We start from the raw sequence: 24,219 nt of genomic DNA, 5'->3' as shown, positions 1-24,219 counted from the left end.
TGAAGTGCCGCTCACAAGCCGAGTTGACCGCGGCTACGCCACAACAGCACGAGGAAGAAGGGCGCGCCGAGCAACGCGGTGAGGATGCCGAGCGGGACTTCTGCCGGCGCGGCCACCGTGCGCGCAGCGAGGTCGGCCAGCATGGTCAGGGTTGCCCCGAGCAACATGGCGCCGGGGATCACCACACGCTGGTTCGGGCCGCATGCGAGCCTCACGCAATGAGGCGCCACCAGCCCGATAAAACCGATCACACCGGTGCATGAGACTAAAGCGCCGACGCTCAGCGCGGAAGCGGCCAACATCGTGCGCTTGACCCGCTGCGTCGGCACGCCCAGGTGCTGCGCCTCGGTCTCGCCAAGTTGCAGCGCGTTGAGCGCATGACCGTTGCGCGCGATCAGGACGATGCCTGCCAGAACGAAAGGCATCACCGCGGCAAGCATCGGCCACTGTGCGCCGCCGAGGCTGCCAAGGCTCCAGAACGTCAGGGAGCGAAGTTGGGCGTCGTCGGCAACGTAGGTGAGCAGCCCGATGGCGGCGCCCACTAGCGCATTGATCGCGATGCCGGCGAGCAGCAATAGCGGCAACGCAAGCCGTCCGCGAGCGGCGGCGAGTCGGTAGACCAGCGCGGAAACCGCCAGTGCGCCGATGAACGCCGCAGCCGGCAGGACGTACAGGCCGGCTGCGGCAAAAGACACACCCAGAAGCGGCCCGAGCACGATCAGCGTGGACGCGCCCAGCGCAGCGCCGCTCGAAATGCCAATCAGTCCCGGGTCGGCCAGCGGATTGCGAAAAAGCGCCTGCAGGGCGCTGCCGGCAGCGCCGAAGCCCGCGCCGACGAGCAGGGCAAGCACCACACGCGGCAACCGGATGCTGAACAGCACAGCCTGCGCTTGCTGGAGCGCAGGAGCATTCAGCACAGCGTCCGAGCGCACCGTGAGTGCGGACCAGACCATCGCGGGTGTCATCCCGTACGCGCCCATGCAAACGGCGGCAAGCGTCGCCCCGCAAAGCGCTGCGGCGAGGCTGCACAGCAGTACGGCTGCGTTGCGACGCCGCCGACCGGCCAGGGTCGACGATTCCGCATGAGAAGCAGGGTCTGTAGGCATACGGAGATGCGCCGCGCTCGATGCGTTCATCGGATTCGCTGAAGAACCTGTGTTCGTCAAGCCTGCCCCAGACGCTGGTTGAGCGTCGCCACGGCAGCGGGCAACCGGGGACCAAAGCCGAGCATGAACAGGGTGTCGAGCGACGCGACCCTTTTCGCCCGGCCAGCAGGCGTGGCGCCGAAGCCGGGACTCGCGAGCATTTTGTCGGCACCGCCCGTTGCGCTCAGCGCTTCGTCGGTGGTAAGCACGATGTCGGGCGCCGCGCTGACCAGCGCTTCGGCCGACAACGGCCGGTAACCGTTGAAGCCCTGCATCGCGTTGCGCGCTCCGGCATAGGCGAGCATGGCATCGGCGGCGGTACGCTGCCCGGCGACAAACGCCTGATTGCCGGTGTTGTTGAGCACGAACAGCACGCGCGGCGGTTGCGTTCGCATGGCGAGTGGCGATGCGTCGACTGTCTGGCGGGCCGCCTTCCATTGCTCGTCAAAGCGAGCCTGCAGCGACTTGCCCGCCTCGCCCGCGTCGAGCGTCCGGGCAATGCCGGCAATCTTCTCGCGCACAGAGTCGACGTCGTGGCGCTCAGCAAACGTCACCACTTCTACACCCGCCTGCTTCACCTGGCTCAGTACGTTCGGCGGTCCCGCTTCCGAAGACGCCAGAATCAGGTCGGGCCGCAACGATAGCAGTCCTTCCGCCGATAGCGCTCGCTGATAACCGACCTTCGGTAAGGCGCCTGCAGCGGCGGGGAACGTGCAGGTCGTATCGGTTGCGACCAGCACGCCGCGTGCATTCGCTTGCGCGTCGAGCGCATAGACGATTTCGGCCAGCGCACCGCCGACAACGATGACTCGCCGCTGCCGCCCTCGAGCATTCGCACGTAGGGGCATTCCAGTAAACAGGAGCGCACCACTGCCGAGCACGATGGCGCGGCGAGCTCCATTCACGCGCCCGGAATTCATGCCGAAGCCTCATCGCGCAGCGCCTCGATCTCCGCGATCAATTCGCGCCACCCGTCGAGTTCAGGCGTGCCGGGTTTGCGCGTGCCGAACAGCATCGCGATGTTTTCGCCCCGCGAGTCGAAGAGCTCCAGCGACGTGACTATGCCGTCGGCCGTCGGCTTACGAACCACCCAGGCACTCGCAATCAGGTCCGTGCGCAGATGCAGGTTGAAATCCGGGTCCAGCACATTGAGCCAGGCGCCCATGACACGGATGGTCTTGATCGGGCCGCTGTGAATCTGAATCATGCCGCGATTGCCCACGAACACCATGATAGATACGGCACTTTCAGACGCGCGGACCAACAGGTTCTGCAACACTCCGGTGGCGACGGGCTGCGCATAGCGCCGTTGCGCGAGGCGCAGCGCCTGCGTGCGGGCGAGCCCGAATTTACGCAGTATGCCGAAGAATTGATGCGTGTCGCTCATCGCGTCCCACGCCGCATGAAATGCCGGCACGTCGAATTCGCTATCGTCCTTGATGACCGGGGGGGCTGCCAGTTCGCCCAGCATCAGACCCGGCACCTGCTCGGCCGCGCCCCAGCGCTCGACGAAAGCGTCGAACGCCGCGTGATCGCTGTGTTCGCGCAGGAAAATCTTGTGTACCGCGTGGCCTTGAGCATCGAAAAATTGCAGACTCTTCTGTTCACCGTGAGCCGTCGCCTCGCGCACGGCGAAGCCCGATGCCCAGTGCTGGTAGAAGACCCGCAGGTCAATTGTGCCGCCCAATACAAGGCCGATGTCGCCGTTGTGGCTCATGTTCCCGTACTGCCCGTCTTTTTCATGGACGGCAGCTTCATTGCGCGTGAGCGCCATGACTGGACCGAGCTGTGGCACTTCTTCGAACAGCTCGATAAAGCGCGGCGTCAGGCGCACGACATGCTCGCCGGCAAACGCGGCGAGTGCCTCGCCTTCGCTGATGCCGAGCGCGAGCGCGGCATCGCGATTACGCAGCTTCTTGTCGGTCTTGAGGGCGACGAAGGCATGACGCAACTGTTGCAACGAAGTGGCGTCAAGGCGAGCGGTGTTTTGCATGGCAGGCTCCTGAGATTGAGGATGGCGCAATGAAAATCGGAGAGGCCGAAGCGCTCGCCGTTACATGTCGATCTTCATGCTGACGGAGACGTTCCGCCCCGGCGCGGTATACGCGTCCTTGATCGACGAGCTGTCGGCGATGCCCCGCACGTCCGACCAGTTCCAGTATTTCCGGTCGAACAGGTTGAACACGCCGAGATACGCGGCCACGTGCTTGCTGAATCGATAGCCGCCGCGCAAGTCGACCACGAACGATGACGGTGGTGCAAAGCACGTTGCCGAACTGCAGCTTTTAGGCGTGATGTCGCTGGATCTCTTGGCCGCCTGGAACAGCAGGTCTGCCTGTGCGAACCATCGTTCGCCCGGCTCGTAACGCACACCGAATACGGCGGAGAACGGGTTGATGGTGTCCAGCGGTTGATTCGCGGCCCCGGTGTTTTCGACGCTGCCTTTGGTGAACGCCATAGCTGTCTTCACGGAAAAGCCCTTCGGCAGGAACCATTCGGCGCGACCTTCAAGGCCGTGAATGCGAGCCTTGCCAAAATTGACGTACTGGAAGACGAGAGGGTCGGTCGGCCTGCCGGTGCCGCCAACGGTCTGCTGCGAAATGAAATCCCGATAGCGGCCCGCGAACACCACCGCGCTATAACTGAGCGGTCCGAAGCCGGTGCCGAGTTTGCCGCGCAGCCCAGCTTCAATGGTGTCGCTGGTTTCCGGCTTGAGGTTCGGATTGCCGATCGACGTGTAGCCATAGAGCGGGTTGGCAAAGCTGTTGTTCACCTGGTCCGGCGACGGCGCACGAAAACCATGGGCATACTGGGCGTACGGAATGAGCGCCGGTGACACTTCGTAGAGCACGGCAAGCCGCGGCGACAGCGCGTTGTCGCTCGACGAAACCGGCGTGCCCGTGTACTGCGGGTCACCTGTCTTTGCGCTGAGCCGGTAGCTATCGAAGCGCAGGCCTGGCGTGACCGTCAACGCGCCGAAACTGATCTGGTCCTGCAGGAAGGCACCGAGAAGCGTGTAATCGGTATCCGGAAAGGCCTTGTTGGGGAAGGGCGCTTCGCCCGCACCTGGAACCGTGCCATTGCGCAGGTTGGTGATTCGGTCGACACTGCCGTCGCCGCCGTACAGGAGCTTGTGCGTGAGGACGCCCGTGTGAAAGGTGCTCTCTGCAAACGCGGAACCGCCTATGATGCGTTCGCTGTAATTGTTGTCGCGGCTTCGCGACGGTTGTGACCCGCGTGTCTCGTAGGACTTCTGGTCCTGCGAAGCGTCCTGGTAGTAGAACTGGACGTGCGCGGTCTGGAAGAATCGCGCAGCGTCGTTACTGAAGTCGTAGTCGAGGCTGTAACGGTTGCGCTCGAGGCGGTCGTTTGCCGTCAGCGCGAGCGTGGCCGGTGGATTCACCGCGGACAGCACATGGCTGTCGATACGCTGCCTGACGGTTTCGGCCGTGAACTTGAACGTGTCGCGTGCCGTGGGCTTGATCACAAGCTTGCCGAGTACCGATTCAGAGTAGGTGTCCTGCGGATTCGCCGTTCCGCGGTTCGGACCCGCCGAATTGTTCGAGCCGGTGCCGTCCAGTTCGTGGCCGCGCCGGCCATCGGCTATCACCATGCCCTGGATCATGTCGTTGCCGCCCGCGGCCTGAACGGTCGCGCCGAAGCTGCGGCCGGCCGATTCGTAACTTGGCCGTACCGAAAAGTACGTTTTTTTGCCGTAGATGTTGAGCAGATCCTGCGGGTCTTTGGTGATGAAGTTGACGGCACCGGTCAGGCCATCGCTTCCATACAATGCCGAGGCCGGACCTCGCAGAATTTCGATGCGCTTCAAGGTGCCGATGTCCGCATAGTCGCCGCGACCCGCTTCCAGCGGACCAAAGCTGAACGAATTCGGCAGACGGATACCGTCCTCCATCAGCAGGATGCGGTTGCCTTCGAGACCACGGATATTGATGCTCGAGTCGCCGTCGCGCCCTCCGGCTGCGGCTGACGAGGTCGGCCGATAGGGTGTGCGCCGGACAGTAACTCCCGGCTCGTAGCGCAGCGCGTCCTTGATGTTCTCCGCCTGCTGTTCTTCCAGTTCTTCGGCCGTGATGACGGAGACGCTGGCTGCGGTGTGGCTTGCTTTCGTTGCAGTCCGGGTCGCGGTGACCGTTACCGGGTCGAGCACGTCCGAGGTACCGCGCAACTCGGCATATTGCGCAGCGGCTTGATTGATCGCGGTAGCAGACGATTCGGTTGCCGCATGAACATGAGGCCAGAAGCCAACGACGCCATAAACGCCAGCAAGCATGGCGGACAGCGGACGCCGCGCGAGACGAGAAGGATGCACGTGAAAATCCCCGACGAAGAGACCCGACAAGCTCGCTGGGTGATTCACGGCACCTGGCTGGCAGCCCAATAGAGGTTGGGCTGGGCGTAGTTAACAGGTAAAAAAACAGGTAAAGCTAAATCAATAAAATCGTTAGCTTTACGAAAGACTGACTTTAATGGTAATGAGAATCATTGTCAACAACAATCGGCGCGTGACTTGGGGCTAGAACAACTCGCGAATCCGGTGATACATCATGCCGAGTTCGAGTGCCGGTCCGCGCAATGCCGGGCCGCCCGGAAAGCGCGCGTGGCGCAGCTGGGCGAACAGGTCGAAGGCCGCTGTTTCGCCCGCCATCGCTTTCGCCACGATGCGCCCGGCGATGCCGGTCAACGCGACGCCGTGGCCGGAAAAGCCCTGCACGTAGAAGTAGTTCGGATCGATCGAGCCGAAATCGGGCGCGCGATTGCGCGTCACGTCGACGAAACCGCCCCACGCATAGTCGATCCGCACGTCGGCCAGTTGCGGGAACACGCCGATCATGCGTTTGCGAATCTCTTCGCCGAGTTGCACGGGCGATGCGCCGGTCGAGCTCGCTCGCCCGCCGAACAGCACGCGATGATCGGCCGACAGACGGAAGTAATCGAGGAAGAAGTTGTTGTCGCAAATCGCCTCGCGTCCAGCGATCAGCGCGTCGGCACGCGCTTGACCGAGCGGCTCGGTGGCGACGATGTACGACGCGATCGGTGCGATGCGCGCAGCGACCGGCGCGGGCAACACATCGCCGATGGTCGCATTGCCGCAGGCCGCGACGAAACGGCAGCGCACTTCGCCGGTCGCGGTACGCACAATGGGTTTCGCGCCGCGCACCACCTCGATCACCGGCGAATGTGCGAACAGTTGCGCGCCTTCGCGCCGCGCCGCATCGGCGAGACCGAGACAGTATTTGAGCGGATGCAGGTGGCCTGAAAACGGGTCGTAGACGCCGGCCAGATAGCGTTGCGAAGCGACGCGCGCGCGCACTTCGTCGGTATCGAGCCACGCGAGTTTCGTATAGCCCCAGCGCTGCGCGGCCGACTCCATCCACGCGCGCAAGTCCGGCACGCGTTTCGGTTTGGTCGCCACCGTCAGATAGCCCGCGGTGAAATCGCAATCGATCCCGTAGCGTTCGATGCGCTCGCGCACCAGCGCGACGCCTTCCACCGACATCGCCCACGCGGCGCGCGCTCCGTCGAGGCCAAGTTGCTTCTCGATGATTTCGTCTTTGGCGAAGCCCACCAGCGTCTGCCCGCCGTTGCGGCCCGATGCGCCCCAGCCCGGGCGATGCGCATCGAGCACGACCACCGACAAGCCGCGCGCCCGGCATTCGAGCGCCACCGACAAACCGGAAAAACCCGCGCCGATCACGCAGACGTCGGCCTCCAGCGTGCTGTCGAGCATCGGATCGTCGACGAGAGGCCGGGCGGCGCTCGCTTCATAGTAGGAGTTGGCGATCAGCGCATCGGCGCGGCGGTCGAGCGTGTTGACAGTAGCGTTCATCAAAGCAGGTCCTTCATTCGATACCAGGCCATCGCGAGTACGAGGGCGGGGGTGCGCAGTGTAGCGCCGCCGGGGAAGTCGCGGTGACGAATCTTGCCGAACAGATCGAAGCGCGACGCCTGGCCGTCGATCGCCTCGGCGATCAGTTTGCCCGCGAGACCCGTGGTGTTCACGCCGTGGCCCGAGAAGCCCTGCGCGAAATACACCGTCGGCGAGAGGCGGCCGAAATGCGGCGCGCGATTCATCGTGATATCGACGAAACCGCCCCACGCATAGTCGATTTTGACGTCGTCGAGTTGCGGGAAGGTTTTCAGCATGTCGCGGCGCATCGCCTCGCCGAGCTTGCGCGGCGCGAAGGTCGAATAGCTGACCTTGCCGCCCCACAACAGACGGTTGTCGGGGGCAGGGCGGAAGTAGTCGAGCACGAAGCGGCTGTCGCAGACGGCGGCCTTCGCGGGCATCAGCGCTTCGGCGCGGTCGGGGTCGAGCGGTTCGGTGGCGATCACGTAGGTGCCGACCGGCATGATTTTGCTCGCCACGTCGGGCGCCAGTTTGCCGAGGTATGTGTTGCACGCGAGCACGACGAATTGCGCGTGCACCTTGCCGCGCGCCGTGTCGGCCACATGCCGGCCGTTTTCCTCGCGCAGCACGGTGACGCAGCTGTCTTCGAAAATCTTCACGCCGGCCGCGCGTGCCGCGCGTGCAAGACCCAGCGTGTAATTCAACGGGTGCAGATGGCCGCTGTCCGGATCGAACAGCCCGCCCAGGTAGCGCGACGATTCGACGTATTCGTCGAGACCTTCGCGCTCGACGTAACGGAAGCGGTCGTAGCCGAAGCGCGTGTGCGCTTCGTCGCGCCATTTGCGCAGCGCGTCCGTATCGCGCGGTTTGTTCGCCGCGGTCAGATAACCCAAAGTCAGATCGCAGTCGATTTGATGTTTCGCGACGCGTTCCTTGACGATATCCAGTGTTTCGAGGCCCATGTCCCAAACACGCTTCACGTCATCCGCCGGCATGAACTTCGCAAACGTATCGATATCGCACGCAAAACCGCCGATCAACTGGCCACCGTTGCGGCCGCTCGCCGCCCAGCCGACTTTCGAGGCTTCGAGCACGGCGACCGAATGGCCGCGTTCCGCGAGGTTCAGCGCGGTCGAAATGCCGGTGAGCCCGGCGCCGATCACGCAGACGTCGACGCTCAGCGTGTCTTCGAGCTGGGGATGGCGGGTGGTGTCGTTGGCGGTTGCTGCGTAATACGAGGCGACGTGAGGCTGCTTCGAGAATGGGAGCATAGGCAGAGCTTGCGGAAGACGCCCGAACGCGCGGCCTTCGATAAGACCGGGCCGCTCGTTCGGGCGATGCGGATTAGAACGAGTAGATGAATTGGGTCGCCAGCAGGTCGTTGGACTTGCCGTATGAACCGTCGTTCTTCAGGAACACCTGTTTGTTGGCCCAGTCGTGGCGGTATTCCACCTTGACCGTAATTTGCTGGGTCGGGTAGAACAACAGATCGAGCGAAACGTCCTGACGGGTGGCGCCCTTGCACTCGAAGCCGAGACCGCCGTTCGCCTTCGAATTGGCCAGGCAGTCCGCGCCGATACCGAAGCCGTCCGCCGTGTCCATGCCGTTCGAATTCAGCGCGATGCCACCGCCGCCGCCGCCGTTCTTGCTGTCGACGAGCAGGTCGTAGCGCACCGTGGCGCCCATTCGGCCGACCACCGGCAGATTGAACTTGCGGTGCGCGAGCAGCGACAGGCCGTACCACTGCGCCTGGCCGCCGTTGAACGCAGCGTTCTGCGCCTGGCCGTAGTCCACTTCGGCGTTGTACTGCACGTCGGCGAGCGTGTAGGCCAGGTCGGCTTCGGTGAAGAAGAACGTGCTGCCCGCGCCCGGCGCGTTGCCGCCTACGCCGTAGGTGACCGCACCGGTAGTCGCGTTGGTCGCGCTCGGCAGCGTCTGACGGCCGATGTTGAACGAACCGCCGATATCGAGTGCGCTCGACCACGTGTAGTCCGTTCGCGCCGTGAAGGTCGGGATCTTGTTGCTGGTCGTGATCGGATCGCCTAGCGAGTTGGTGCCGATCTGCGTCGTCGCGCCGTACGTGCGGTACTGCTCGTTGCCGAGGAAGAACTTCCACGCCCAGTTGCCCGACGTATAGTTCGCACCCACGCCGATGTAGCTGCCCGGATCCGAGAAGTCATACAGCAGGTTGTGCGTGAGCGTCAGCATCTGGTTCGATTGCTGCACTTCGTAGCCGCCGAAGCTCGGAATCAAACCGGCAACGAACGTCGTGGTCGCCGTGATCGGCACATTGACGACCGCCGTGTTCAGGAGGTTGTTGCCGATGTTGCCGTGCTCGTTCGTCAGCAGCGTAATACCGTTGCCGCGGTTCGGCATCAAGGTGATTTCCGCCGACGGCGCCATCGGGCCGACACCGAAGGTCTTCTTGATGTCGAGGTAGAGATCGCCGAACGTACTGTTGAAGTAGTTGTAGGCGCTCTCATGGTTCGCGAACAGGAACGACGAGCTGCTTTGTGCGCGGTTATAGATGTAGGTCGGGTCGATATAGCCCGTCACCGACAGACCCGCGATCGGACCGGTATTGGCCGCGTCCACCAGCGAGTCGACCTTCAACTGCTGGTTGGCGATCTGCTGCTTCATCGTCGTGACTTCGTCGTTGGTCAGCGTCGCGCGGGCGCTGCCGTAATCAGGCGATGAAATGTCGACCGGCGTGGCAGCCACTGCCGGGGCAGGGGCAGGGGCCGCCGTCGCCGCCTTGGGCTTGCTGGCGACTTCCGCGCGCAGTTGCTTCACCTCCTTTTGCAGCGCGTTCAGCTGGGCCTGTAGCGCCTTGATCTGGTCGCTGGTGGCATCCGCCATGGCAAAGCCCGGCAGACTCCCCGCCACCAGCAGGCAGATGAGCTTCTTTCTCATGCAAATTCTCCTTGTTGGTCGTATTGCAATGGACTTCTTATGCCCGTGCCGTATCGAGAGACTTTCGTACGGTGGCTTGTTGTGGCACGGCAGGCAATGGGTCGGCGGCTTCGGCGAGCGCGAAAGCCATCTGCATGTCGCGGTTGCGTTTGCGTTCGCGCAGCTGCATCCAGCGGTTCACGGCGATCACGCCGATCGTCACCGTGGTGATGAAGATCGTTGCCAGCGCATTCATTTCCGGATTCAGGCCGAGGCGCACCCGCGAAAACACGACGAGCGGCAGCGTGGTCGAACCCGGTCCGGACAGAAAGGCGGACAGCACGAGGTCGTCGAAAGACAGCGTGAACGACAGCAGCCAGCCGGACATCAGCGCCTGCGAGATCAGCGGCAGCGTGATCAGGAAGAACACCTTGAGGGGTGTGGCACCGAGATCGAGTGCGGCTTCTTCGAGCGACTTGTTGAGCTCCTTCACCCGCGATTGAACGATGATCGCCACGTAGGACACGCACAGCATCACGTGGCCGATCCAGATCGTGAAGAGGCCGCGGCCCTTCGGCCAGCCCAGCATCTGTTCGAGCGCGACGAACAGCAACAGCAGCGAGATGCCCTGAATCACTTCGGGAATCACGAGCGGCGCGTTGATCATGCCGGCAAACAGCGTGAAGCCGCGAAAGCGTCCGAAGCGGGCGAGCACGAAACCGGCCCACGTGCCGATCACCACCGAAGCGCAAGCGGTCAGCAGACCGATCTTCAGCGACAGCCACGCGGCGCTGAGCAGTTCGCCGTCATGCAACAGCGCGCCATACCATTTCAGCGAGAAGCCGGACCAGACGGTGACGAGCTTCGACTCGTTGAACGAATACACGATCAGGCTGAGGATCGGGATATACAGGAACAGAAACCCGAACGACAGCACGCCGACGGAAAGAGGTTTATTCGGCTTGATCATTTCGAGCCCTCCAGTTCCTTGACCTGGTAGTACTGGAACACGGCCATCGGCACGAGCAGCAGCAGAACCATGGCGACGGTGACGGCGGATGCCATTGGCCAGTCCATATCGTTGAAGAATTCATCCCACATCACGCGGCCAATCATCAGCGTGTCGGCGCCGCCGAGCAGCTCAGGAATCACGTACTCGCCGACCGCCGGAATGAACACCAGCAAACTGCCGGCGATGATGCCGTTCTTCGACAGCGGCAAGGTGATGCGCGTGAACGCGGTCCACGGTTTGCAGCCGAGGTCGTAAGCGGCTTCGAGCAGCGTCAGGTCCATCTTGACCAGGTGCGCATACAACGGCATCACCATGAACGGCAAATACGAATAAACCATGCCGATATACACGCCAATATCAGTGTGGTAGAGACGCAACGGCGAATGAATCATGCCGATCGCCATCAGCGTGTGATTGAGCAGGCCGTCGTCCTTCAGAATGCCGATCCACGCATAGACGCGAATCAGAAACGACGTCCAGAACGGCAGCATCACGCCCATCATCAGCAGGTTGCGGGTGCTCGGCTCCGAACGGGCGATGTAGTACGCGATCGGGTAGCCGATCAACAGGCAGCAGATCGTCGAGACCGCGGCCATCTTCAGCGAGCTGATATAGGTGGCGACGTACAGGTCGTCCTGCAGCAGGAACGCGTAGTGGCTCAGCTGCATCGCGAAGTGCACCATGCCGTCCTTGACCGTCACGAGATCCGTGTACGGCGGAATGCCCAGGCGCAGATCGGCGAAACTGATCTTCAGCACCAGCACGAACGGCAACGCGAAGAACACCGTGAGCCAGAGGAACGGCACGCCGATCACGGTCGAGCGGCCCGACGGCACCAGTATCGACAGGCGTTTTTTCAGCGAGCCGAGCAGGCGGCTGCCGGACGGCGCGCCGAGCGCCGCGGGGGAGGTGGTGGCGGGATTTCTCATTGCGTCAGCACCACGCCGCTAGCCGGCGACCAGTAGACGAACACGTTGTCGTTATAGGACGGCGCACCTTCGCTCATCAGGTGCGAGCTGGAAAGATTCGACACCACGGTCTTGCCGCTCGGCAGACGCACGTGATACAGCGAATAGCTGCCCATGTACGCGACATCCGAGACCACGCCGCGCGCCCAGTTGTGCGGCGTGGCGGGTTTGTCGAGCGACACCTTCACGCGTTCGGGGCGCACCGAGATGCCAACCGGCATGCCGAGCGGGCCGGTAACGCCGTGGCTCACATACATGCGCGCTTCGAGGTCGTCGCTTTCGACGAAGATATGGTCCGGCTCGTCCTCGACCACCGTGCCCTCGAACAGATTGGTCGAGCCGATGAATTCGGCCGAGAAGCGGCTATTCGGAAACTCGTACACCTGGCTGGGCGAGCCGATCTGGACGATGCGGCCTTCGCTCATCACCGCGAGGCGCCCGGCCATCGTCATGGCTTCTTCCTGATCGTGCGTGACCATCACGCAGGTCACGTCGACCTTTTCGATGATGTTGACCAGTTCGAGCTGGGTCTTCTGGCGGATCTTCTTATCCAGCGCCGACATCGGTTCGTCGAGCAGCAGCAGCTTCGGGCGCTTCACCAGCGAGCGGGCCAGCGCCACACGCTGCTGCTGGCCGCCGGAGAGCTGATGCGGCTTGCGCTGCGCGTACTTGCTCATCTGCACGAGATTGAGCGCGTCGGCGACGCGTTCCTTGATCTCGTTCTTCGGCGTGCCTTCCTGCTTGAGGCCGAAGGCGATGTTCGCTTCGACGCTCATGTGCGGGAAGAGCGCGTACGACTGGAACATCATGTTGACCGGCCGTTTGTACGGCGGCATCGCGGCGAGGTCTTCGCCGTCGACGAAGATGCGCCCGGACGTGACCGTCTCGAGCCCCGCGAGCATGCGCAGGAGCGTGGACTTGCCGCAGCCGGAGCTGCCGAGCAGCGCGAACAGTTCGTTCTTCGCGATGTTCAGGTTGACGTTGTCGACAGCGGTGCTGTCGCCGAATTTCTTCACGACGTTTTCGATGCGGACAAATTCATCCGACTTCGATTTCGTCGTCGGTGCGGTGCGGGCCATCTGGGTGGCGCCGGCGGCGCTTTGTGAGATCGTCGAGTTCATGATGTAACCATTCCTTGCGGATCGCGGGCGCAAGTGTCTCCGTACGAGGCGCCTGAAGCGGCTCGCAAGATGCGCTGCGATCGGAAACATGGGACTGCGCGCCGGTGGGACCCAATAGCACGCAGGCTGACTACAGTAGCTGCCATTCAAGCGCTCAGGGTTCGAGCGATCCCTGAGCGCGGGATCAATAATGCTTCGTCGGGTTGGCTAAAATCAGTGGCCGGTCTTGAGCTGTGCCCAAAGGCGGTTTTCGAGGCGCAGGATGTCGGTCGGCATCGGCTTCATCAGCGTCATCTTGCCCAACACCTCGTCGCCCGGATAAACGGTCTTGTCCTCGGCGACGGCCGGCGTGACGAATTGGCGCGCGGCCTTGTTCGCGGTCGGGTAGAACACCTCGTTAGTGATCGCCGCGTTGACCTTCGGGTCCGAGATGTAGTTGATCCACTTCAACGCGGCTTCAGGATGCGGCGCGTCTTTCGGAATCACCATCACGTCGAACCACAGCAGGCCGCCTTCCTTCGCGTTCGAGAATTTGATCTGATACGAGCGTTTTGCTTCAGCAGTGCGGCGGCTCGCGATGCCGACGTCGCCGGACCAGCCGAGCGCGACGCAGATGTCATTGTTCGCGAGGTCGTTGATGTAGCCTGACGAGTTGAATTGGGTAATGTACGGGCGGACTTTCTTCAGCACTTCGAAGGCGGCCTGATAGTCCGCGGGGTTCGTGCTGTTCGGGTCCTTGTGCATGTATTGCAGCGTGGCGGCGAACACGTCGACGGCCTGGTCGAGGAACGACACGCCGCAACTCTTCAGCTTCGACAGATTGGCCGGATCCAGCACGAGTGCCCAGCTATCCACCGGCGCGTTGTCGCCGAGCGCCTTCTTGACGGCCTGCACGTTATAGCCGATACCGTCGGTGCCGTACGCCCAGGGCACACCGTACTGGTTGCCCGGATCGGCGTCGGAAATCATCTTCATCAGCACGGGGTCGAGATTCGCGAGATTCGGGATCTTCGACTTGTCGAGCTTCTGGTACACACCGGCCTGGATCTGCTTGGCCATATAGTTCGACGTCGGCACCACGATGTCATAACCGGAACTGCCGGCAAGCAGTTTGGCCTGCAACGTGTCATCGCTATCGTAGTTGTCGTATTTGACGTGGATCCCGGCTTGTTTCTCGAAGTTCGGAATCGTGTCCTTCGCAATGTAGTCCGACCAGTTGTAGACGTTCAGTTCCGTGTCGGCCGCAAGGGCCGGCGTGACCGACAGCGCCGCAAAACCCGTGAAGGCGAGAAGCGCGGCCCCCGCGACCGCATGACGAAGATGACTAACGCTCATGGTTTTTTCCCTTGATGTGAAGAACCGGCATGAACATGGATCGTGGGTGTGCCCATGCCGGAACGAACTGCCGTTACGAAATTCCGAGTTGTTGTGCAGTCGCGTCGATGGCCTTTTTGGCCTTCGAAACGATTTCGTCGATTTCCAGTTTCGTGATCACGAGCGGCGGCGACAGCAGCATCCGGTCGCCGGTGGCGCGCATGATCAGGTTGCCGTTGAAGCAGAAGTCGCGGCAGATCGTGCCGACGTCGCCGCCGTTGGCGAAACGCTTGCGCGCCTTCGGGTTTTCCGCGAGTTGCAGGCCGGCCACGAGTCCCGCGCCGGAGATTTCGCCGACGATCGGATGGTTAGCGAAGGTGTCGCGCAGCTTCTTCTGGAAGTACGGACCCGTATCGCTCTTGACGCGCTCGACGATTTTTTCGTCGCGCAGCAGCTTGAGGTTGGCAATCGCGACAGCGGCGGCCACCGGATGCCCGGAGTAGGTGAGGCCGTGATTGAAGTCGCCGTTCTCGATGATCGCTTTGGCGACACGGTCATGCAGGCCGACCGCGCCCATCGGGATATAGCCGCTCGTCAGGCCTTTGGCCAGCGTGATCAGATCCGGTTCGAAACCGAAGTGCTGATGCGCGAACCACTCGCCGGTCCGGCCGAAGCCGCCGATCACTTCGTCGGCGGCCAGCAGAATGTCGTACTTGCGGCAAATGCGCTGGATTTCCGGCCAATACGTCGAGGCCGGGAAGATCACGCCGCCCGCTCCCTGGAAAGGCTCACCGATAAACGCGGCCACGTTGTCCGCGCCGATTTCGAGAATCTTCGCTTCGAGTTGTTGCGCGCGGGCCAGTGCGAATTCTTCCGGCGTCAGATTGCCTTGTGCTTCACCGAAGAAATACGGTTGGTCGATGTGCACGATATTTTCGACCTTCGACGGCATCTGTTCGTGCATGTAGCCCATGCCGCCCAGCGTGCCGCCCGCGATCGTCGAGCCGTGATAGCCGTTCTTGCGCGAGATCACGACCTTCTTCGAATGCTTGCCTTGCGTCGCCCAGTATTGATGGACGATGCGCAGCACGGTGTCGTTGCCTTCCGAACCGCTGTTGCAATAGAAGAAGTGATTGAACGGTGCCGGCGCAAGCTCCGCGAGCAGTGCCGACAACTCGATCACCGGCGGATGCGTCGTCTTGAAGAAGGTGTTGTAGTAGGACAGTTCCTGCATCTGCCGGTACGCTGCGTCGGCCAGTTCCTTGCGGCCATAGCCCACGTTCACGCACCACAGGCCGGCCATGCCGTCGATCACCTTGTTGCCTTCCGAGTCCCACAGGTACACGCCCTGAGCCTTGACGATCACGCGGCTGCCGGCGCGATTGAGCGAGCCCATATCCGAAAACGGATGAATGTGGTGCGCGGCGTCGAGCGCGCGGTATTCGGCGGTGCTGCGTTGCTGCTGTGCGGCCTGAGCCGACTGTGCCCCGGCGGCGGGCTGCGCCGGTTGCACGTAAGCGACTTCTTCTGTTCTATAGCTCATACTGCCTCCAATAGTTCTGCGTTTGCTTTTTCTTCGACGTCCATGACGGGCTTAAACCCGTCTTAGACGTGCAGCAGCAAATGCCGGCGCTCCCACGAACTGATTACGCGGAAGAACGCTTCGTATTCGGTTTCTTTCAGTGCGAGATAGGCTTTGACGAATTTCTCGCCGAGCACCTCGGCGATCGGTTCGCATGCACCCATCAGCGTCAGGCCCTCTTCGAGGTTGCGCGGCAACTGGTACGGCAATTCATAACCGTCGCTGAGCAGCGGCTCGGTGGCTTCGAGGTTCTTCGTCATGCCCAGGTAACCCGCGGCCAGTGTCGCGGCGATCGCCAGATACGGATTGCAATCCACACCCGGAATGCGGTTCTCGATGCGGCGCGCAGCCGGGCCCGAATGCGGAATCCGGAAGCCCACCGTGCGGTTGTCATAGCCCCACGCCACGTTGATCGGCGCAGCCATGAAGCGCGACAGGCGGCGATACGAGTTGATGTACGGCGCGAAGATCGGCATCAGCGCGGGGGTGTATTTCTGCAAGCCCGCGATGTAGCTCGTAAACAGGGAGGTGGGCTTGCCGTCCGCGCCGGTGAACAGGTTGTGGCCGGTTTCTTCGTCCACGAGGCTCTGGTGCATGTGCATCGCCGAGCCGGGTTCGCCTTCCATCGGCTTGGCCATGAAGGTCGCGTACATCTTGTGACGCAGCGCGGCTTCGCGCACCGTGCGCTTGAACAGGAACACGCTGTCGGCGAGCTTGAGCGGGTCGCCGTGCATGAAGTTGATTTCCATCTGCGCGGCGCCGACTTCGTGAATCAGCGTGTCGACTTCCAGTTCCTGCACCTCGCAGTATTCATAGATGTCTTCGAACAGCGGATCGAATTCGTTGACCGCTTCGATCGAATACGCCTGGCGTCCGGTTTCCGGACGGCCGGTCCGGCCGATCGGCGGTTGCAGCGGCAGATCCGGGTCCTTGTTCATGTCGACCAGGTAGAACTCGAGCTCGGGCGCGATTACCGGCTTCCAGCCTTTGGCCCTGTAGAGTTCGAGCACGCGCCGCAGCACCCGGCGCGGCGAGATGGCGACCGGCGTGCCGTCGAAGTGAACGCAATCGTGGATCACCTGAGCGGTCGGGTCGACGGCCCACGGAATGATGCGGATGGTGCTCGGATCGGGGACGCAGACCATGTCCGGATCGGTGACGCCGGTGAGCGTGCCGTCTTCCGGATAATCGCCCGTGACGGTCTGGATCATCACCGCCTGCGGCAAGCGCATGGACTCGCCGGATTCGAATTTGCTGCGCGGGATGATCTTGCCGCGCGCGATCCCGGCCATGTCCGGAATGATCGCTTCGATTTCGGTGATGCGGTGTTTCTTCAGAAAATCGTCGATGTCATGCATGATTGTTCTCTCTGTTTTGGTGCGCGACCGGCTCAGGCATGCGTGGCGGCGGCGGATGCCGCGCCATAGCCGGCCTTGGTGCGCATTCGATCGCGGCAGGCGTCGCCGAAAGCGCGGAAGATCGCGGTGGACAGCGCGTCGTTCGCGTGCTTCCACTCCGGGTGCCACTGCACACCCAGAGCGAAGGCGCGCGCGTCTTTCACGCTGACTGCTTCGATCAATCCGTCCGGGGCTGTGGCTTCGGCCACGAGCCCGGCGCCTAACCGCTCGACGCCCTGACCGTGCAGTGAATTCACACGCGCTTCACCCGTGCCGCCGGCAAGACGCTGCAACAAGCCGCCCTGCGTCAGCGTGATCGGATGCGACGGTGCGTATTGCACGTCGAGGTCGTCTTCCTTGTTCTCGCGGTGGTCATTGAAGCCCTCCACCGCGTGAACGCTTTGATGCAGTGTCCCGCCGAAAACCACGTTCATTTCCTGGAAGCCGCGGCACACCGCCAGCACCGGCACGCCGGCGTCGATTGCGGCGCGCAGCAGCGGCAGCGTCGTCGCATCGCGTGCGGCGTCGTGCAGCGTGCCCGGTGCGCTGGGATGACCGCCGTAGCGATGCGGTTCGACATTCGAATAGCTGCCGGTAAACAGCAGGCCATCGACGGTGGCGAGCACGTCGGCGGCGGACTGGCGCTCGCCGAGCGCCGGCAATAGCATCGCCAGCGCCTGTGAGCCGTCCACGATCGCAGCGATGTACTTTTCGCCGACCACGTGCGACGGGTGGACTCCCATCATCGTTCTGTCGGCGCTGATGCCGACTAGAGGTTTGGTTCGCATAACGAATAGACGTGTGTGTTCCCGCGGGACGCCGCATGAACAACGTTAAACACGGCGCGGCACGATTCCGCAGCCAGGCGCCGAGCGCCGGACCGCCGGGGTAGTGCTGGCGGTCGCCGACGACGGAGCGTACCGCGCGTGGTAATCAGGCAGGCTGTTCGATTCGATCCGCTGCGGTGCGCAACCAGTCTGATCCGCGTGAAGCGTGCAGGCGGCAGACGGCACCGCACATGCACGAACGCATGGCTCAATAGAGCGCGTTCACGCAAACGGACGAATCGAACAGCGAAAAGGGGGGAGGCGCTACGGCAGCAGCGATGCGACTTCGTCCGTGCGCACGGCAATGAAGGCGCGCGCGGAGACAGAGTTGTGACGTCGAACTGAACGGCGGGACAGGATCGTGAAGACGGACAGAAAGCGGCGAAACGCAAGGCTGCCGTTGCTGCCGTCGGCGATGGCGCCGTCAGCGCGAAGACATCTCGCCTGACTACGATTCCATCTCACCAAAGGGCCTCGGACTCTCACGATGACACTCGACTAGCGACGTTGAAAGTATTGAACGGCCTGCTCGAAAAACACACCGGGCGTTTAAATAAACAGGACGCTGGGTTGATCGCCTGAAGCGGAAGCGAAGCTGAGTCGCTACATCGCAAAACACTTTTTCGTGCTTCGTGACGTCGGCATGACGATCGCCTGAGAACCATCGTATACGAGCCAATAAAGCCGTCAAATCATTTTTATAAAAGATTTATAAGGGCTTTCCCCAAGGCGTGGCTAGAATCTCGCCCAGTGGGAACGTTCGTTGCGTCATTCATATTTCGGAATGCTTTCAGGGTTTTCCCCAAAGGCGCGACGATTAAAGTGATTAGAATATTCAACACTCGCGCACAGCGCATTGTCTCGATCCAGGCGTTCCCGATCGTCTTCCTATGTCAGAGAACTTAGCGATGTCCTTAGAAGTAGCGACCCGCCTGCAGTACATCCGTAAGAAGAATGGTCTGTCGCAGCGAGAACTGGCCAAGCGGGCGGGAGTGACCAACGGCACGATCTCGCTGATCGAGCAGAACCGCGTGAGCCCGTCGGTCGGCTCGCTGAAGAAACTGCTCGAATGCATACCCATGAGTCTTGCCGAGTTCTTTACCTTCGAAGTCGAAGTGGAGCGCTCAGTGGTGTCGCGCCGCGCGGACATGCCGAACCTCGGCAACGAGTCGATCGAGTTCTATCTGGCGGGCGCGAGTGTGAAAGACCGCAACATGGGCATTCTGCGCGAGGTCTACCAGCCTTTGTCGGATACCGGGCCGGAAATGCTGGCACACGCGGGGCACGAGGGCGGCGTAGTGGTCAGCGGTCAGATCGAATTGACCGTGGACGGCACCACGTGGCTGCTCGATCCCGGCGACAGCTACTACTTCGAAAGCCGCTTACCGCATCGTTTTCGCAATCCCAGCGCGGAGCACCTATGCGAGATCGTGTCGGCCAATTCGCCGCCCACTTTCTAAAGACTCCGCGCCAACGCGCCGCGACGCTGTTCAATGCCGCATGAAGTCGATGCCGATAGGCGTCGTGCGCACAACATTGAGGCATCCTGATGGACAAGAAAACTCTCGCCTTCTGGCAAGACAAGGCCGCTGCGCTTTCAATCGAAGGCCGTGCGTTTATCGATGGCGAATACCGCAACGCTGCCGGCGGCCGCACGTTCGACTGCCTGAGCCCGATCGACGGCAAGCTGCTTGCCAAGGTCGCCGATAGCGGCGCGGCGGACGTCGACGCCGCCGTGGCGGCCGCGCGCCGAGCATTCGATGCGGGCGTGTGGGCCGGCCTGAATCCGCGCAAGCGCAAGGCGATTCTGCTGCGCTGGGCGGCGTCGATCCGTGAGCATCTCGACGAACTGTCGCTGCTGGAAACGCTGGACGCCGGCAAGCCGATCGCCGACACGACCAGCGTGGACGTGCCGGGCGCGGCCTATTGCGTCGAGTGGTTCGCCGAGGCGATCGACAAGGTCGGCGGCGAAGTGGCGCCGGCCGATCATCATCTGGTGGGACTCGTCACGCGCGAGCCGATCGGCGTGGTCGCCGCGGTGGTGCCGTGGAATTTCCCTATCCTGATGGCGTCGTGGAAATTCGGGCCGGCGCTGGCCGCGGGCAACAGCGTGGTGCTCAAGCCTTCGGAGAAATCGCCGCTCACCGCGATTCGCCTCGCGCAACTCGCTTTCGAGGCCGGCATTCCCGCCGGCGTGTTCAACGTCGTGCCGGGTGCGGGCGAGCCGGGCAAGCTGCTGGCGCTGCATCAGGACGTGGACTGTCTCGCCTTCACTGGCTCGACCAACGTCGGCAAGCTGATCATGCAGTACGCAGGGCAATCGAACCTGAAGCGTGTGTGGCTCGAACTCGGCGGCAAGTCGCCGAACATCGTGATGCCGGATTGCCCCGACCTCGACCGCGCTGCGAATGCCGCTGCCGGCGCGATCTTCTACAACATGGGCGAAATGTGCACGGCGGGTTCGCGCCTGCTCGTGCATCGCGACATCAAGGACGTGTTCCTCGACAAGCTGATCGCGGCGGCCCGCAACTACACGCCGGGCAATCCGCTGGATCCGCAAACCTCGATGGGTGCGATCGTCGATAACGTGCAGCTCGAACGCGTGCTCGGCTATATCGAAGCGGGCCGCGCCGAAGCGAAGTTGCTGCTCGGCGGCTCGCGCGTGAAAGAAGAGACGGGCGGCTTCTATATCGAGCCGACCATCTTCGAGATTCCGGTATCCGGCGCGAAGGTCGCGCGCGAGGAGATCTTCGGGCCGGTGTTGTCCGTGATTACGTTCGACACCGTTGAGGAAGCGATCAGGATTGCCAATGACAGCGAGTATGGTCTCGCCGCCGCGGTCTGGACCGCGAACCTGACCACCGCGCACGAGGTGTCGCGCAAGCTGCGCGCGGGCACGGTGTGGGTCAATTGCTACGACGAAGGCGGGGACATGAACTTCCCGTTCGGCGGCTACAAGCAATCGGGCAACGGCCGCGACAAGTCGTTGCACGCGTTGGAGAAGTACACCGAGCTGAAGTCCACGCTGGTGCGGCTGCGCTAAAGGATTCGCAAGCCAGCGCGGCGGCGCGGGGATAACGCGCCGTTGCGTTCCCAATGAATCCGAGGCCGGACGCTGCACGTATCACCTGGAAGCACCGCGTGTGGCTCCGGCATGTTTTTCAGGTATCAGGTCCTCTATGACTGAACTCGTCTACGGCGACGGCGCGATCCGCCGGTCGTCGCTTTATGGCTCATCGATCGAAAACACCTATGCGGGTGTGTTGTCGTTCATGCGCCGCAAGTACACGCGTGAGCTCGACGGTGTCGATGTCGTCGTCTCCGGCGTGCCGCTCGATCTGGCCACCACGTTCCGCTCGGGCGCGCGTCTCGGCCCCGCGGCGGTGCGCGCGGCCAGCGTGCAGCTGTCGGAGCTGCATCCCTATCCGTGGGGCTTCAATCCGTTCGACGATCTCGCTGTGACCGACTACGGCGACTGCTGGTTCGACGCGCACAATCCGCTGACGGTCAAGGCATCGATCGTCGAGCACGCGCGCACGATCCTGCGCTCGGGCGCGAAGATGCTGACCCTCGGCGGCGATCATTACATTACCTATCCGCTGCTGATCGCGCATGTGGAGAAGTACGGCAAACCGCTCTCGCTGATCCATTTCGACGCGCATTGCGATACGTGGGCGGACGACAGTCCGGACAGCCTGAACCACGGTTCAATGTTCTACAAGGCGGTGAAGGACGGTCTGATCGATCCGAATACCTCGGTGCAGGTCGGCATCCGCACGTGGAACGACGACTTCATGGGCATCGATATTCTCGATGCCGCGTGGGTCCACGAGCACGGTGCGCGTGCCGCGGTGGAGCGGATCACGTCGATTGTCGGCGAGCGGCCCGCGTATCTGACCTTCGATATCGATTGTCTCGATCCGGCGTTTGCACCGGGCACGGGCACGCCGGTGGCGGGCGGTTTGTCGTCGGCGCAGGGGCTCGCCATCGTGCGTGGGCTCGGGGCGTTGAATCTGGTGGGCGCGGATGTCGTGGAGGTGGCGCCTGCGTATGACCAGAGCGAGATCACCGCGATCGCCGCCGCGCATATCGCGTGCGATCTGCTGTGTCTGTGGCGGCAACGCAAGGTTGCCGAGCGCTAGGCGCTTTCTATCGGCTTTACGCGGAACCGGCTCAGCCCGTCGACGACGATCGTTCGGGCTGACGCTGGCCTTCGCGCAAGCCCAGTGTGTAGGCGGCGAGTGCGCCGCTCATGATGGCCAGTTGCCACATCAGCATGTCGCTGCCCAACGCGTTCATTGCGAAGCCGGCGACGAGCGGGCCCGCAATCGAACTCCCGGTGAAGGTGAGCGAAATCAGACGCATGTTGCGTGTGAGCGCGGCTTTGTCGCTGCATGCCGCCGCGTACATGCCGAGCGTGATGAACGAACTGTTCATGCCGCCGAGTAGCAGCGCGCTGGCCGCGGCGAGCCACGAGGCGGGCGCCGTCATCGCGAAGCCGCAGATCGCCAGGGTGCTGAGCGTGGCGCAGACGATCACGGCGGCGGCCAGTCCCGCGCGGTCGGCGAACCAGCCGACCGGGAATTGCAACGCCATCCCGCCGAAGCCGAACAGTGTGAGCAAGGTCGCTGTTTGCGTAGCGGTAAGACCGTGCGCGTCGGCGAATAGCGGGAAGAGACCGTAGAGCGCGCCGTCGCCGATGCCGCCGGCCGCGACGACCACCATGCCGAGGCTCACCAGCGGGCCGATCGATTCGCTTCGTGTGAGCCGGTGCTTGGGGCTATTCGGCCGTACCGGCCGTGCTGCGCCGACAGGCGGCTTGTCCGACGCGGTCAGCCACAGCGGAAGCGCCGCGGCGAACGTGAAGGCGGCACCGGCCGCGAACGTGGTGCGTCCGTCGACTGCGCACCACGCGGCCAGCGCGGGGCCGATCACGCCGGCGGCGGCGATCAGCGCTTCATGCACGCCGACCACGCGTCCACTCGATTCAGCGGGGACGAGGCGATAGAGCCATGTTTCGTTGGCGATCCAGCGCAGGCCGATGCCGAAGCCGGTCAACACGCCGGGCACGAGCCACAGCGGCCACCACAGCGCGCTCATGGTGGCGAACGCGACGAGCGTGGCGGCAAGGCCGAGCGAGACAGTACGCTTCGCGCCGATGCGCTCCATCAGCCACGGCGCGATCAGCAAGCCGGCCAGCATGCCGGTCCACTGCGCGGCTGAAAACAGGCCGGCGCGCGGCGCGTCGAGTCCGCGATGGGCCAGCCATACCGGCAGCACCATGAAGCCGATGCCGAACTGGCCGATCTGCGACAGCGCCGACACCCCGGTCAGCGCGGCGATCGCGGGCCAGCGCGCCGGCGCGGCGGCATTCATGCGCCGCTCCGCGCGGGCATGGGCAGACCCTGTTCGTGGCATTCGACCGGGCAGCCGGCCTTCAGGCAAGGGCCGTCGTCGCAGAGGCGGCACAGTTGCATGGCGTGGGCCGGATCGCGGGTTTCGTTCCAGAGGATCTTGATCAGCAGGCTTTCGAGCACGTCGCGCTCGCTATCGTCGAGCCGGCCGACGATGCGTTGCAGGATCCGGTCGCGCGCCGCTTGCAGGCGTTTGCCTTCGCGCTTGCCGGAAGTGGTCAAAGCAAGCGCGACCGAGCGTTTGTCCGCGCCGGATTTCTTTTCGACGAGACCGGCCTCGACCAGTCCCGCAACGGCACGCACCGCGGCCGGGTGCGAAAGGTCGACCGCCTCGCGCAGTACTTCAATAGACGAGTCGGGATATTGACCGATCGCGTTGAGCATGGCGCGAGCCGTGGGGCCGGAGAGCGCGTCGACCGAAGCCTGCGCGTTCATCTCGTCTGTGACCAGCAGAGCCAGCACGCCGAGTAGATTTTCTGTGCGCTGCGTCATGGAAACACCTTAATGTGTGCAACATGCATATATGCATGTTGCACACATTAAGCGCGAAGCGCAAGGGGTTTTTTGTGACGGCAATATTCTTGGTTTCTTTGTCTTTAGCGGCGTCCTTGCGAGCGCGTCGCCAAGGCGAAGCCGATGGCTGTCGCCAGGCAAAATCGGAGCGGGCGGTTTGGGATG

At 62.9% G+C, this 24,219-nt stretch carries 20 protein-coding genes; 3 read left to right on the top strand and 17 right to left on the bottom strand.

Features of this window, described 5'->3' with window-relative positions:
• Positions 1-11: 11 nt before the first annotated feature.
• The 15 genes from DLM46_RS23780 to DLM46_RS40475 form a co-directional block, all read right to left on the bottom strand.
• A complete protein-coding gene (locus DLM46_RS23780) occupies positions 12-1,136 on the bottom strand; it encodes a FecCD family ABC transporter permease (protein WP_115104467.1) in 1,125 nt (374 codons plus the stop codon).
• Positions 1,137-1,162: 26 nt separating this feature from the next.
• Positions 1,163-2,065, bottom strand: coding sequence for a heme/hemin ABC transporter substrate-binding protein (locus tag DLM46_RS23775; protein WP_115104465.1), 903 nt, complete (start codon positions 2,063-2,065; stop codon positions 1,163-1,165).
• Complete coding sequence (locus DLM46_RS23770) at positions 2,062-3,138, bottom strand: hemin-degrading factor (RefSeq protein ID WP_115104462.1); 1,077 nt, start codon at positions 3,136-3,138, stop codon at positions 2,062-2,064. The genes DLM46_RS23775 and DLM46_RS23770 overlap by 4 nt, the downstream gene beginning before the upstream one ends.
• Before the next feature lie 60 nt (positions 3,139-3,198).
• Positions 3,199-5,475: a TonB-dependent hemoglobin/transferrin/lactoferrin family receptor gene (locus DLM46_RS23765; protein WP_425274010.1), complete on the bottom strand. Its 2,277-nt coding sequence runs from the start codon at positions 5,473-5,475 to the stop codon at positions 3,199-3,201.
• Positions 5,476-5,679: 204 nt separating this feature from the next.
• A complete protein-coding gene (locus DLM46_RS23760) occupies positions 5,680-6,993 on the bottom strand; it encodes an NAD(P)/FAD-dependent oxidoreductase (RefSeq protein WP_115104458.1) in 1,314 nt (437 codons plus the stop codon).
• Positions 6,993-8,285, bottom strand: a complete 1,293-nt coding sequence (locus tag DLM46_RS23755; RefSeq protein WP_115104456.1) for an NAD(P)/FAD-dependent oxidoreductase — start codon at positions 8,283-8,285, stop codon at positions 6,993-6,995. Before DLM46_RS23755 ends, DLM46_RS23760 begins: the two co-directional genes overlap by 1 nt.
• 73 nt (positions 8,286-8,358) lie before the next feature.
• Complete coding sequence (locus tag DLM46_RS23750) at positions 8,359-9,927, bottom strand: DUF3138 family protein (RefSeq protein WP_115104453.1); 1,569 nt, start codon at positions 9,925-9,927, stop codon at positions 8,359-8,361.
• A gap of 37 nt (positions 9,928-9,964) precedes the next feature.
• Positions 9,965-10,876 carry an ABC transporter permease subunit gene (locus tag DLM46_RS23745; RefSeq protein ID WP_115104451.1) on the bottom strand — a complete coding sequence of 304 codons (912 nt, stop codon included), beginning with the start codon at positions 10,874-10,876 and terminating at the stop codon, positions 9,965-9,967.
• Complete coding sequence (locus tag DLM46_RS23740; RefSeq protein ID WP_115104449.1) at positions 10,873-11,847, bottom strand: ABC transporter permease subunit; 975 nt, start codon at positions 11,845-11,847, stop codon at positions 10,873-10,875. Before DLM46_RS23740 ends, DLM46_RS23745 begins: the two co-directional genes overlap by 4 nt.
• On the bottom strand, positions 11,844-13,007 hold the full coding sequence (locus DLM46_RS23735) for an ABC transporter ATP-binding protein (RefSeq protein ID WP_115104446.1): 1,164 nt from the start codon (positions 13,005-13,007) through the stop codon (positions 11,844-11,846). The genes DLM46_RS23740 and DLM46_RS23735 overlap by 4 nt, the downstream gene beginning before the upstream one ends.
• A 213-nt stretch (positions 13,008-13,220) precedes the next feature.
• On the bottom strand, positions 13,221-14,342 hold the full coding sequence (locus DLM46_RS23730; RefSeq protein ID WP_115104443.1) for a polyamine ABC transporter substrate-binding protein: 1,122 nt from the start codon (positions 14,340-14,342) through the stop codon (positions 13,221-13,223).
• 73 nt (positions 14,343-14,415) lie between these two features.
• Entirely contained in the window at positions 14,416-15,864 is a 1,449-nt protein-coding gene (locus DLM46_RS23725) for an aspartate aminotransferase family protein (protein ID WP_115104441.1), read from the bottom strand.
• A gap of 62 nt (positions 15,865-15,926) precedes the next feature.
• Positions 15,927-17,261 (bottom strand): glutamine synthetase family protein, encoded by a 1,335-nt coding sequence (locus tag DLM46_RS23720; RefSeq protein ID WP_115104439.1) that lies wholly within the window; start codon positions 17,259-17,261, stop codon positions 15,927-15,929.
• A 32-nt stretch (positions 17,262-17,293) separates the two neighbouring features.
• Positions 17,294-18,088 carry a gamma-glutamyl-gamma-aminobutyrate hydrolase family protein gene (locus DLM46_RS23715; protein WP_115104437.1) on the bottom strand — a complete coding sequence of 265 codons (795 nt, stop codon included), beginning with the start codon at positions 18,086-18,088 and terminating at the stop codon, positions 17,294-17,296.
• 303 nt (positions 18,089-18,391) lie between these two features.
• Entirely contained in the window at positions 18,392-18,613 is a 222-nt protein-coding gene (locus DLM46_RS40475; protein ID WP_244306345.1) for a hypothetical protein, read from the bottom strand.
• A gap of 422 nt (positions 18,614-19,035) precedes the next feature.
• On the opposite strand from DLM46_RS40475, the gene DLM46_RS23705 reads away from it, so the two are divergent.
• The 3 genes from DLM46_RS23705 (at position 19,036) to speB (ending at position 22,269) form a co-directional block, all read left to right on the top strand.
• Positions 19,036-19,587, top strand: coding sequence for a cupin domain-containing protein (locus tag DLM46_RS23705; RefSeq protein ID WP_115104432.1), 552 nt, complete (start codon positions 19,036-19,038; stop codon positions 19,585-19,587).
• Positions 19,588-19,676: 89 nt separating this feature from the next.
• Positions 19,677-21,170 (top strand): aldehyde dehydrogenase, encoded by a 1,494-nt coding sequence (locus DLM46_RS23700; RefSeq protein ID WP_115104430.1) that lies wholly within the window; start codon positions 19,677-19,679, stop codon positions 21,168-21,170.
• A 136-nt stretch (positions 21,171-21,306) separates the two neighbouring features.
• Positions 21,307-22,269: an agmatinase gene (gene speB / locus DLM46_RS23695; protein ID WP_115104427.1), complete on the top strand. Its 963-nt coding sequence runs from the start codon at positions 21,307-21,309 to the stop codon at positions 22,267-22,269.
• A 31-nt stretch (positions 22,270-22,300) separates the two neighbouring features.
• Here the strand turns inward: speB and DLM46_RS23690 are convergent, their stop codons facing one another.
• On the bottom strand, positions 22,301-23,503 hold the full coding sequence (locus DLM46_RS23690) for an MFS transporter (RefSeq protein WP_115104425.1): 1,203 nt from the start codon (positions 23,501-23,503) through the stop codon (positions 22,301-22,303).
• A complete protein-coding gene (locus DLM46_RS23685) occupies positions 23,500-24,033 on the bottom strand; it encodes a MarR family winged helix-turn-helix transcriptional regulator (protein ID WP_115104422.1) in 534 nt (177 codons plus the stop codon). The genes DLM46_RS23690 and DLM46_RS23685 overlap by 4 nt, the downstream gene beginning before the upstream one ends.
• Between the last annotated feature and the right edge of the window lie 186 nt (positions 24,034-24,219).

Source organism: Paraburkholderia lacunae (genome assembly GCF_003353175.1).
In the GTDB taxonomy this organism is placed as follows: domain Bacteria; phylum Pseudomonadota; class Gammaproteobacteria; order Burkholderiales; family Burkholderiaceae; genus Paraburkholderia; species Paraburkholderia lacunae.
This window is presented reverse-complemented; position numbering and strand designations above follow the sequence as displayed.

Excerpts from the sequence above, each read along its gene's own strand:
- DLM46_RS23780 (WP_115104467.1), bottom strand. The coding sequence starts at position 1,136 with ATGAACGCATCGAGCGCGGCGCATCTCCGTATGCCTACAGACCCTGCT.
- DLM46_RS23775 (WP_115104465.1), bottom strand. The coding sequence starts at position 2,065 with ATGAATTCCGGGCGCGTGAATGGAGCTCGCCGCGCCATCGTGCTCGGC.
- DLM46_RS23770 (WP_115104462.1), bottom strand. The coding sequence starts at position 3,138 with ATGCAAAACACCGCTCGCCTTGACGCCACTTCGTTGCAACAGTTGCGT.
- DLM46_RS23760 (WP_115104458.1), bottom strand. The coding sequence starts at position 6,993 with ATGAACGCTACTGTCAACACGCTCGACCGCCGCGCCGATGCGCTGATC.
- DLM46_RS23755 (WP_115104456.1), bottom strand. The coding sequence starts at position 8,285 with ATGCTCCCATTCTCGAAGCAGCCTCACGTCGCCTCGTATTACGCAGCA.
- DLM46_RS23750 (WP_115104453.1), bottom strand. The coding sequence starts at position 9,927 with ATGAGAAAGAAGCTCATCTGCCTGCTGGTGGCGGGGAGTCTGCCGGGC.
- DLM46_RS23745 (WP_115104451.1), bottom strand. The coding sequence starts at position 10,876 with ATGATCAAGCCGAATAAACCTCTTTCCGTCGGCGTGCTGTCGTTCGGG.
- DLM46_RS23740 (WP_115104449.1), bottom strand. The coding sequence starts at position 11,847 with ATGAGAAATCCCGCCACCACCTCCCCCGCGGCGCTCGGCGCGCCGTCC.
- DLM46_RS23735 (WP_115104446.1), bottom strand. The coding sequence starts at position 13,007 with ATGAACTCGACGATCTCACAAAGCGCCGCCGGCGCCACCCAGATGGCC.
- DLM46_RS23730 (WP_115104443.1), bottom strand. The coding sequence starts at position 14,342 with ATGAGCGTTAGTCATCTTCGTCATGCGGTCGCGGGGGCCGCGCTTCTC.
- DLM46_RS23725 (WP_115104441.1), bottom strand. The coding sequence starts at position 15,864 with ATGAGCTATAGAACAGAAGAAGTCGCTTACGTGCAACCGGCGCAGCCC.
- DLM46_RS23720 (WP_115104439.1), bottom strand. The coding sequence starts at position 17,261 with ATGCATGACATCGACGATTTTCTGAAGAAACACCGCATCACCGAAATC.
- DLM46_RS23715 (WP_115104437.1), bottom strand. The coding sequence starts at position 18,088 with ATGCGAACCAAACCTCTAGTCGGCATCAGCGCCGACAGAACGATGATG.
- DLM46_RS23705 (WP_115104432.1), top strand. The coding sequence starts at position 19,036 with ATGTCCTTAGAAGTAGCGACCCGCCTGCAGTACATCCGTAAGAAGAAT.
- DLM46_RS23700 (WP_115104430.1), top strand. The coding sequence starts at position 19,677 with ATGGACAAGAAAACTCTCGCCTTCTGGCAAGACAAGGCCGCTGCGCTT.
- speB (WP_115104427.1), top strand. The coding sequence starts at position 21,307 with ATGACTGAACTCGTCTACGGCGACGGCGCGATCCGCCGGTCGTCGCTT.
- DLM46_RS23690 (WP_115104425.1), bottom strand. The coding sequence starts at position 23,503 with ATGAATGCCGCCGCGCCGGCGCGCTGGCCCGCGATCGCCGCGCTGACC.
- DLM46_RS23685 (WP_115104422.1), bottom strand. The coding sequence starts at position 24,033 with ATGACGCAGCGCACAGAAAATCTACTCGGCGTGCTGGCTCTGCTGGTC.